This is a genomic window from Calditrichota bacterium, assembly GCA_013151735.1.
Lineage (GTDB): Bacteria > Zhuqueibacterota > JdFR-76 > JdFR-76 > BMS3Abin05 > BMS3Abin05.
In genome coordinates, this window is record JAADHR010000020.1 from 1 (window position 1) to 7,615 (window position 7,615).

The 7,615-nt window shown below is 48.4% G+C and carries 10 protein-coding genes; all 10 read left to right on the top strand.

All coding sequences use genetic code 11. The features are described from left to right. Window positions 1-339 precede the first annotated feature (339 nt). Window positions 340-948, top strand: a complete 609-nt coding sequence (locus GXO76_01265) for a BMC domain-containing protein (protein ID NOY76475.1) — start codon at window positions 340-342, stop codon at window positions 946-948. A gap of 1 nt (window position 949) precedes the next feature. Next, entirely contained in the window at window positions 950-1,234 is a 285-nt protein-coding gene (locus GXO76_01270) for an ethanolamine utilization protein EutN (GenBank protein ID NOY76476.1), read from the top strand. Further along, window positions 1,231-1,494 (top strand): EutN/CcmL family microcompartment protein, encoded by a 264-nt coding sequence (locus tag GXO76_01275; GenBank protein NOY76477.1) that lies wholly within the window; start codon window positions 1,231-1,233, stop codon window positions 1,492-1,494. Before GXO76_01270 ends, GXO76_01275 begins: the two co-directional genes overlap by 4 nt. Before the next feature lie 51 nt (window positions 1,495-1,545). After that, window positions 1,546-2,193 (top strand): class II aldolase/adducin family protein, encoded by a 648-nt coding sequence (locus GXO76_01280; protein ID NOY76478.1) that lies wholly within the window; start codon window positions 1,546-1,548, stop codon window positions 2,191-2,193. Between the two features lie 38 nt (window positions 2,194-2,231). After that, the gene (locus GXO76_01285; protein ID NOY76479.1) at window positions 2,232-2,852 is read left to right on the top strand and encodes a hypothetical protein; all 621 of its coding nucleotides are present in this window, start codon (window positions 2,232-2,234) and stop codon (window positions 2,850-2,852) included. A 179-nt stretch (window positions 2,853-3,031) separates the two neighbouring features. After that, the gene (locus tag GXO76_01290) at window positions 3,032-3,292 is read left to right on the top strand and encodes a hypothetical protein (protein NOY76480.1); all 261 of its coding nucleotides are present in this window, start codon (window positions 3,032-3,034) and stop codon (window positions 3,290-3,292) included. A 362-nt stretch (window positions 3,293-3,654) separates the two neighbouring features. Continuing rightward, window positions 3,655-4,809, top strand: coding sequence for a C40 family peptidase (locus GXO76_01295; protein ID NOY76481.1), 1,155 nt, complete (start codon window positions 3,655-3,657; stop codon window positions 4,807-4,809). A 423-nt stretch (window positions 4,810-5,232) separates the two neighbouring features. Then, a complete protein-coding gene (locus GXO76_01300) occupies window positions 5,233-6,315 on the top strand; it encodes a dipeptide epimerase (GenBank protein NOY76482.1) in 1,083 nt (360 codons plus the stop codon). Further along, window positions 6,316-6,987, top strand: a complete 672-nt coding sequence (locus GXO76_01305; GenBank protein ID NOY76483.1) for an HAD-IIIA family hydrolase — start codon at window positions 6,316-6,318, stop codon at window positions 6,985-6,987. Between the two features lie 17 nt (window positions 6,988-7,004). After that, the coding region (locus GXO76_01310; GenBank protein NOY76484.1) for an enoyl-CoA hydratase at window positions 7,005-7,615 on the top strand (611 nt) is incomplete at its 3' end.

Sequence of the window (7,615 nt, forward strand, 5' to 3'; positions counted from 1 at the left end):
ATCTTTGCTTATTCACAGGATACTTTTAAAAGAAACAGATGACACACCCCGTCCCCGCCTGAGGCGGTGCCATCCCTCTCAAGAGGGGACTTGTTGGAAGGCGGGTGAGTTAGAGAATGTTCGAGGAGATTACAAAACTCAATTTGCTTTATAAGCAAAAGGAGATTGTTTTTGCATGGAGTTTTGGAATCCTGACGTCCCCTCTATCAAGAGGGGATTTAGGGGTGTGTTCTTTTAATCTTTTCATATTCACAGGATACTTTTGAAAGAAAAGATGACGTACCCCTTTCTGTGTTTTGGAATCTTAGCAGCACCACTCAATCAATGGCTGGATCAGACATGAAAAAATACCCTGCAATTGCGTTAATCGAATTTTCAAGTATTGCCAATGGAATTCTGTCCGGCGATGCAATGGTCAAAAAGGCCCCGATCACCATGTTGAAATCCGGGACGGTTTCACGGGGGAATTACCTGATTCTGATTGGCGGCAGTGTAGCCTCTGTGGAGGAGGCCTTTGCCGAAGGTCTTACCACCGGGGACAAATTTGTTGTGGACAAGGTGATCCTGCCGGATGTCCACCCTCAGGTTCACGATGCCATTCTGGGGAACAAAAATTCCTGCGAAAAAGATGCCATCGGCGTGATCGAAACCACAACGGTTGCCACCACCATTCGTGCGGCCGATGCCGGCATCAAGGGAGCGTCCGTCAGTATTCTGGAGATGCGACTGGCTGACGGAATGGGAGGGAAGTCCTTTACGATTTTTTCGGGTGCCGTGGAAGATGTGGAATCGGCCCTCGAAATTGCCCGAAATTCGGTTGAAAAACCGGAATTCTGGTTGAACAGTACGCTTATTCCCCGATTGGATCCGGAAATGGTACGACAAATTGAAGCCACCACCCGCTTTTCGGTGGGACGTCCGCAAATTCTTGAAAATGGGGAGATCTAAAATGCTTCTGGGAAAAGTAATCGGAACCGTAACACCGAGTGCCGTTTACGAGGGACTCACCGGGGTTCCCATGCTTCTGATTCAACCCCTGGACAAGCACCGCAAGCCGGCGGGCTCGCCGCTGGTTGCCGCAGATTCCACACGAATGGCCGGTCCGGGTGAATTGATTTTGTACGAGGGAGGACGCGAAGCGGCTCTGGCGTTGGACCCCTGGTTTGTACCGGTAGATCACGCAGTCATTGGCATTGTGGATGATGTTCATCTCTTGACTCCGGAGGAGCCATGATTCTGGGAAGGGTTGCAGGTGCGGTATATGCCACTATTCAGCACCCGTTTTACGACAATCGGCGGCTGCTGGTAGTGGATGTGTTGGATGCCCGGGGACATCTTACGGGAGATTACCTGATTGCCGTGGATTCCGTGGACGCCGGCAGCGGCGAGACCGTTCTGGTTGTAAATGAGGGGAATTCGGCCCGCCAGATTGTGGACGACGCTACGGCCCCCATTCGGTCCATTATTGTCGGCGTGGTGGATCGGGTGGATTAGACCGGGGTGACAGATTTTAATTGAACATGTGAGAATAAAACAGGGAGTTTCATGTTAACGGATTGGGAAATTCGCCGCAGCATTGTGGCTTATGGGAAGCGCGTTCACGACGCGGGATTAGTGGCCGCCAACGATGGCAATATTTCTGTACGCGTTATGGGCGACCGAGTTATGATCACACCCAGCGGCAGCGCTCTGGGAAACTTGGATGTGGAGAATATGGTGTATGTCGATTTGTCGGGTCAGATTTTATCCGGGCGTATGAAGCCCTCTTCGGAAATGCCCATGCATCTTGCCATTTACCGGAAGCGGCCGGACGTGTCTGCTATTATTCATACGCACCCGCCGGTCTCAACGGCTTTCTCGGTGGCCCGAATTTCTCTTTCGGAACCCGTTTTACCCGAAGTGATTCTCGGATTTGGTGAGATTCCCGTCGCTCCATACGCGACCCCCGGTACGCCCGAAGGCGGGCAGATTTTGGACGCGATCATTGAGACCCACGATGTCGTTATCCTGGACCACCACGGAGCCATTGCCGTTGGCGCAACATTGGAAGAAGCCTTTCAGAAAATGGAAAGGCTGGAGCACACGGCAAAAACCCTGCTGGCGGCCCACCAGTTAGGCGGCGTTTCGGTTCTTCCTGACGAAGAAGTGGAAAAATTAAAACTGCTGCGGCGGAAGCAATTGGGTTACGACTAATAATTAGGTATGAAACGATGTCCAAAAACTTTTGTGTGATGATTGGGGATATTGTTCGTTCAAAGTCCATTGAAGATCGGGAAGCGGCTCAGGAAAAGCTGAAATTGGCCATGAAACGGGTCAATGCGGATTTTGCTTCTGAATTTTGGGCACCTTTTGTGATTACGCGTGGGGATGAAATCGCCGCCGTTCTTATTTCGTTTGTGCACGTGAATGATATAATGAATGAATTGCAGCGGAATTTTTTCCCCTTTCGCTTGCGGTTTGGGATTGCCCAGGGCGAATTGACGACTGCATTGGAATCTCATTTGGCCACGGAGATTGATGGACCTGCATTTTATTCTGCATCTGCTATGATCGATAAAGCTCGCGAAAAAAATCATTTGGCTTATTTCCAATTGGGTAATGATGTATTAGATCGAGCTGTTTCCAGTCTGAAAAATGCCATTGGGCTGTTACAATCGGACTGGACATTGCGCCAGACAGAAGTGTTTTACAGATTTGTTGAGCTTAGAAATCAATATGATGTGGCACGCATCTTACAAATTAAACAACCCACAGTCAAAAAAACCTTGAGCTCAATTCACTCCAAAGAAATATTGAGTTTTGAAGAAGACATAAATTATTTGCTCCAGAATTACGATCAGGTATGCATATAAATGATAGCCTATAAAGGCTATTAATAGTAAAAGATAGCCATAAAAGGCTATTAATTCCACGTATCGGGATTTGAAGAAATGTTTCATTTTGTCTGGTATATTACGGGGGCTATTCTTGTAGCGGCCTACTTTTTTGCGTTTATGTTTGGAAGCATTCTCGTAAAATTTGTTGTAAAAAAGTGAGTCCCGTTCGCACCTCAAAAATTAGACCCATTGTCTGGAATGTGGGCACTATGATTGGTTTGTGCGAAACGTTCATTGTGATTACATTTATTCTTTTTAATCAATTTTCCGCTTTGGCTCTGGTTGTTGCCGCAAAATCTTTGGTTCGAATGAAAAAGATGGAGGAGCAGCCCGAATACTATCTTCTGGGGACATTTCTGAATATTAGCTTTTCAATCCTAATTGGAAGTCTCCTTAAAATCTTTTTATTTGGTTAACCTTTTTTTGCGATTGATGTGCGAATAGTAAGACAGTACAAAAGAATCTTTTCCCCGTTTTGTCATTCCCACCCTTTTTCCTTGAGAAGTTGCCTTAAATTTTATATATTTTGAGGAATCACCTACGGAATGTCGAGGTTGTCTGAAAAAGCGGCGGTCTTTGAGACTCGAAAACGCAAAGAGAAAAAAATCATTTCTCCGTGGTTCTTTTTTTTCAATCTTTGCTTCTTTGTGTTGCTCTTCTTTTTAGAGTACACCGAGTTTCACGGAGGAGCACGGAATACTACAGAGATCATTCCACCTGGATTCGGAGATATGTTTAAAGGCGGGTCTTAACGGAAAGGATGTTTATGAGTAAGAAAATGCGAAGTTTAGTAATTGTTCTGTTTATTCTTGAAATTTTTGGCGGGTGTTCTCGATTTTCCACAGTGGTCCCCCGGGACATTACCGGAGTGGTTGAACGCGTCCAAAAAAGGTTTGCCCCTGATAAGAGATTATCCGTGTTCGATATTCGCCTTGAGAAAAAGGGCGATCAGCTCATTGTTACGGGTGAAGTGAACGACTCCCGGCTCTGGCATGTTTTAAAAGATTCCATTCAAGCCCATGCAAAAAATCTGGATCTCGTTTTTAATGTAGTACCCCTTCCTGAAAAGGCACTGGGTGACTCCACATTTGCTGTTGTGGACGTAAGCACCGCTCATCTTCGCAGACAGCCCAAACATGCCGCGGAACTGTTGTCCCAGGCTGTTCTGGGTTCTGTGGTCAGATTACTGAAAAAGAGAGGGGGCTGGTACTTCGTGCAAATGGACGACCGCTATCTGGGCTGGATGTCAAAAACCTCGTTTTGGCGAACGGATTCCGCCGGGGTTTCCCGTTGGAAAGCAGGGAATCACGTCATTGTCAAATCGCCGTGGGGTTGGATCAAAAAACGGCCGACTCGGACCTCAACGAATCTGTCGGATGTGGTGGCGGGCTGTATTCTCCCGCTGCAGGGGAAAACAGGGCCTTGGTACAAAATTTCTCTTCCCGGAGGCAAAACGGGATTTTTGGCGGCCTCTTTAGCAGAACCCGTGGGGCGGTGGCTTCGGGAACGTCCGACGCCTGCGTCGCTGGCGGCCACAGGAAAGCAGTTTTTGGGATTACCCTATCTGTGGGGTGGGACATCTTCCAAGGGATTTGACTGCTCCGGTTTTGTCCAGACTGTTTTCAAACTGAATCATATTCGGCTGCCGCGGGATGCCAACCAGATGGCGCTTGAGGGAGAAAAAATTGATCCCGGAGAAAATTTTCAAAATCTTAAGCCGGGGGATTTGCTCTTTTTTGGTGCCAAACCCGATAAAATTACCCACGTGGCGCTGTCTGTTGGAAAGGGCAAATTCTACCACGCTGACGGCTACGTGCACGAGAACAGCCTGGTTCAGGGAGATTCTCTTTTTAATGCCTACCGTTTTCGAACCTTCCGGATGGCCAGGCGAATTCTGAAGGGAACTGTCCCGGTTGGTAACGAAGGCCGTTGAATTCGGATCAGTTAAAAAAATAGAGTTGTATACAAGCAGCCAAGTATTTCGTGAAACCAAAAAAATTAGGATTCTACTGGAATTTTTATGGGAATTATTTTAGCAGAACCTACTAAAAGAAATCTTAAAATCGGTAGAATCCGTCCATTTCTTACCCTCCCTCCGGCCCCCTCCCTGATCTCCGGGAGGGGGAGTCAGGGGGTGGGTTCAAAAGGCCGGGTTCTATTTTCAAAAAGAGTGTCTTTTCCAAAAAAATTTTAGTAAAACCAAAAAATTATTCGTGATAAGATGTCTTCGTGGTAAAGAATTTATGACTCATGCAGGTAAAAAAGATCGGTGATCAAACAAACTTTTAAGGGAGAAAAAATGACGAGAAAAGATTTTTTTAAAATGCTGGGGGTACTGGGAATTTCTTCGGCGGCCATGCCGGTTGCATCTTTCGCAAAATCAGGCAGTAAAAAAATGCCGTCCGGCAAAGGAACGGGCCGTTTAACCTGGGAGAAAAAACGGTTGAATCTGAAACATCCGTGGACGCTTTCGCGAAATACAAGCCTCTTCAAAGAAAATGTTTTTGTGCATTATGAAAAAGACGGCATTACGGGAATCGGTGAAGCCGCCCCGAATGTGCGTTACGACGAAAGCTGGGAAACGACCTTTAAACTGCTCGAAAAGGCCAGACCTCTTGTGGAAGCGGCCGATCCCTGGAAATATGTGGATCTGGGGTACAAAATCCTTTCGCTGGAACACAAACAAAATGCGGGAAAGGCCAGCGTGGACATTGCCTTGATGGACTGGATCGGAAAAGCGCTGAATGTTCCGCTTTACAAACTGTGGGGACTGGATCCCTCGAAAACGCCGATTACGACCTTTTCCATCGGCATTGACACACCCGAAATGATTAAGAAAAAAGTCCGGGAAGCGGCTCCGTACCCCATCTTAAAAATCAAGGTTGGAAAACCCAACGATGAAGAAATCATAAAAGCGGTTCGCAGCGTGACGGACAAACCGCTGCGCGTGGACGCCAATGAGGGCTGGAAAACCAAAGAAGAAGCCCTGAAAAAAATCCTCTGGCTGGAAAAACAGGGGGTTCAGGTCGTGGAACAGCCGATGCCCGCCGGACGACTTGAAGATATGATCTGGCTGCGGAAGCGCGTGCATGTGCCTCTGATGGCCGACGAAAGCGTAAAAACCGCATCCGACATTCCGAAATTGGCAGCGGGATTTGACGCCATCAACATCAAGCTGATGAAATCCGGCGGCATTCAGGAGGCCATGCGGATGATCTGGCTGGCGAAATCCCTCGGAATGAAAATTATGCTGGGCTGCATGATCGAAAGCTCGGTAGGCATCACGGCCGCGGCCCATCTGTCGCCGCTGGTGGATTATGCCGATCTGGATGGAAACCTGTTGATTTCCAACGATCCCTATGTGGGAGTGAAAGTGGTGCATGGTAAACTCATTCTTCCCGACGGTCCCGGGTTGGGCGTAAAGCCGAGGAAGCTGTAAATGGGATTTGATCTGCTGATTTTTGATCTGGACGGAACCCTTGTGGATACCGCCAGGGATGTTCATTTCTGCGTTAATAAAGCCCGGGCGGATTTCAACCTTCCCCCGCTCACGCTGGAAGAAGCGAGAAAGTCCATTGGCCCCGGGCCCAATACCTTTGTCGACCTGGTTTTGCCTCCTGATCAAAAACATCGGTTGGATGAATTTATTAAAAAATTTCGTGCCTGTTACATCGATCACCTAACCGACCATTCCAGGCCGTACCCGGGCGTTGTGGAGCTTCTTCATCACCTGCAAATGCGGCAGATTCCACTTGTGGTGGCGACCAATAAACCGAGGCGTTACACGGAGAAGCTGCTGCGGGATCTCGATTTGCGAAAATTTTTTTCGGGAATTTTTACCCCGGATGATGTAACCAGTCGAAAGCCTGATCCCGAAATGATTGTAAAAATTCTCGAAGAAATGAGGACCCGGGCCGGGGACGCCCTTCTCATTGGGGACACCGACAACGATATTCTTGCCGGCAAAGGGGCCGGGGTTTGGACGTGCGCGGTAACGTATGGCTACGGGCCCGAAGAAGTGCTTCAAAACCTTGAACCCGATTTTGTGATTGATCAGCCGAAGGAAATTTTGGAAATTCTTTCCACGAAAAAACAGGCTTTTGTTCATTAGACAAACCGGAGGAACAGATGAAGCTCGAAAATATTCTTTATGAGGTGGAAAACGGGGTAGCGGTTGTTACCTTTAACCGTCCCAATGTGCTGAATGCCCTGAACAATCAAACCGTCGAAGAATTGGCCGAAATTGTTGCCGATCTTGAAAATAATGAAGATGTAAAAGGGGTCATCATTACGGGCGCCGGAGAAAAAGCCTTTGTAGCCGGGGCGGACATTCACGAACTTTCTGCGATGGATGCCCTTCAGGGAAAGGCGTTTGCCCGTAAGGGACAGCGCGTGTATCTGGCTCTTGAAAACCTTACCAAGCCTGTCATTGCAGCGGTGAACGGTTACGCTCTGGGCGGCGGCTGTGAACTGGCCATGGCCTGCCACATTCGGATTGCTTCGGAAAATGCCGTATTCGGCCAGCCGGAGGTTAATCTGGGAATCATTCCCGGGTACGGCGGAACGCAGCGGCTGCCGCGCCTGATTGGCAAGGGGCCCGCGCTGGAAATCATCCTCTCCGGGAAAATGGTTTCGGCCCAGGAAGCCTTTCGCCTGGGACTGGTTAACCGGGTCGTTCCGGCCGATCAGTTAATGGAAGAAGCGAGAAAATTAGTGGCAACCATTTTATCCCGCGGACC